Source organism: Pseudomonas fluorescens, assembly GCF_041354075.1.
Classification (GTDB): domain Bacteria; phylum Pseudomonadota; class Gammaproteobacteria; order Pseudomonadales; family Pseudomonadaceae; genus Aquipseudomonas; species Aquipseudomonas fluorescens_CE.
Window position 1 is genome coordinate 1 of sequence record NZ_JARZGC010000039.1, and the last position, 2,582, is coordinate 2,582.

General features: G+C 66.0%; 1 protein-coding gene. It reads left to right on the forward strand.

The features are described from left to right. Positions 1 to 177: 177 nt before the first annotated feature. Positions 178 to 2,582, forward strand: a 2,405-nt coding sequence (locus tag QIW53_RS26750) for a 5-oxoprolinase/urea amidolyase family protein (RefSeq protein WP_371052606.1), incomplete at its 3' end; no start/stop codon positions are given.

Genomic DNA, 2,582 nt, shown 5'->3' on the forward strand with positions numbered 1-2,582 from the left:
CGCGAATGCGGAGTGTCAGTCAACATTCGCGTGGCTGACACACCGCATTCGCGAGCAAGCCCGCTCCCACAGAAAGCAGATCCAGTGTTCTGGAGATTGTGATTTCCCCGCCAGGGACGACCCCGGCGCTGATCGAAAAACGGTGGGACGGCCCGCCTCCCCCTCAGGGGTCATGCCATGTTCGAAAAAGTCCTGATTGCCAACCGTGGCGCCATTGCCTGCCGCATCCTGCGTACCTTGCGCGACCTGCACGTTGCCGGCGTGGCGGTGTACTCCGAAGCCGATGCCGCGAGCCTGCACATTCTGCAAGCCGATGAAGCCCACAGCCTCGGTGAGGGCGCCGCAGCCGGCACCTACCTGGCGGTGGAGAAAATCCTTGCCATCGCCAAAACCACTGGCGCCACAGCGATCCATCCCGGCTACGGCTTCCTCTCGGAAAACGCCGCATTCGCCGAAGCCTGCGAAGCGGCCGACATCGCCTTCATCGGCCCGACGCCAGAACAACTGCGTGTGTTCGGCCTCAAGCACACCGCCCGCGCCCTGGCCAAACAGCACGGCGTGCCGATGCTTGAGGGCACCGAACTGCTCGACAACCTCGACGCCGCCCTGAGCGCAGGTGAACAAGTTGGTTACCCGGTGATGCTCAAGAGCACCGCAGGCGGGGGTGGCATCGGCATGCGCGTGTGTCGCAGCGCGGCCGAGTTGAGCGAATCCTTCGAGGCGGTGAAACGTCTCGGCCAGAACAATTTCAGCGACGCCGGAGTGTTCATCGAGAAGTACATCCAGCGTGCCCGTCACCTCGAAGTGCAGGTGTTCGGCGACGGTCGTGGCGAGGTGATTGCCCTCGGCGTGCGTGACTGCTCGGTGCAGCGCCGCAACCAGAAAGTCCTCGAGGAAACCCCGGCGCCGAACCTGCCCGACGGCATGGCCGAGGCCCTGTGCGCGGCGGCGATCAAGCTGGCGAAAGCGGTGAACTACCGCAGCGCTGGCACCGTGGAATTCGTCTTCGACAGCGAAGACCAGCGCTTCTATTTCCTGGAAGTGAACACTCGCCTGCAGGTGGAGCACGGGGTCACCGAACAGGTGTGGGGTGTCGACCTGGTGCGCTGGATGGTCGAACTGGCGGCCGGTGACTTGCCGCCCTTGAGTGTCCTGGAGCAAGGTTTGAAAGCCGATGGCCACGCCATTCAGGCACGGCTGTATGCCGAAGACCCGGGGCGTGATTTCCAGCCAAGCCCCGGCTTGCTCACCGCCGTTGATTTCCCGGCAGCCGACGGCAAACACCTGCGCATCGACACCTGGGTCGAGGCCGGTTGCGAGATCCCGCCCTACTTCGACCCGATGATCGCCAAGGTCATCTGCTGGGCCCCGACCCGCGAAGAGGCACGCGCCGACCTGCATCGAGCGTTGGGCGACAGCCTGCTCTACGGCGTGGAAACCAACCGCGCCTACCTGCGACAGATCGTGCTCGATACGCCATTCGCCAGCGGCCAGCCCTGGACCCGCTGCCTGGAAGACCTGGTCTATCGCGCCAACACCTTTGAAGTGCTCAGTGCCGGGACTCAGACCAGCGTCCAGGACTATCCCGGTCGCCTCGGCTATTGGGCCGTCGGCGTGCCGCCGTCGGGGCCGATGGACAGCCGCGCATTGCGCCTGGGCAATCTGTTGCTGGGCAATGAGGAGGGCGCCGCCGCGCTGGAAATCACCATGAGCGGGCCGTTGCTGCGCTTCAATTGCGAAGCGGTGGTGGCAGTGACCGGCGCCGCGATCCCGTTGACGCTGAATGGCCAAGCGGTCGGGATGAACACCGCGCTGCTGATTCCCGCCGGTGCCACGTTGAGCCTGGGCACCCTCGCCGGTGCGGGTGCACGCAGCTACCTGTGCCTGCGTGGTGGCCTGCAGGTGCCGGATTACCTGGGCAGCAAAAGCACGTTCACCCTCGGCCAGTTTGGCGGCCACGGTGGTCGTGCCCTGCGCGCCGGGGACGTCCTGCATCTGCCGGCCCTGGCCGACCGCAGCGCCGGCCGACAACTGTCCGACGAACAGGTCACCGCGTTGCCGGCCGTTCGGCAGATCCGAGTGATCTATGGCCCCCACGGTGCGCCGGAATACTTTACCGAAGACTACATCGGCACCTTCTTCGACACCCGCTGGGAAGTGCATTTCAACTCCAGCCGCACCGGCGTTCGCCTGATCGGACCGAAACCGCAATGGGTGCGCGCCGACGGCGGCGAAGCCGGCCTGCATCCGTCGAACATCCACGACAACCCGTACGCCATTGGCGCGGTGGACTTCACCGGCGACATGCCGGTGATCCTCGGACCGGACGGGCCGAGCCTGGGCGGGTTCGTGTGCCCGGTGACGGTGATCGAGGCGGATTTGTGGCAGCTTGGGCAGTTGAAGGCTGGGGACAAGGTGCAGTTCGTTCCCGTTGATCTCCAGACCGCACGAAATCTCGCCCTGAAATGGAACACCCCTTGTGGGAGCGGGGGGGGGGGGGGGGGGCGGGCGGCGGGGGGGGGGGGGGGGGGGGGTGTGGGAGGAGCGCCGCCCGACACACCCCCCCCCCCCCGACGCAGGGG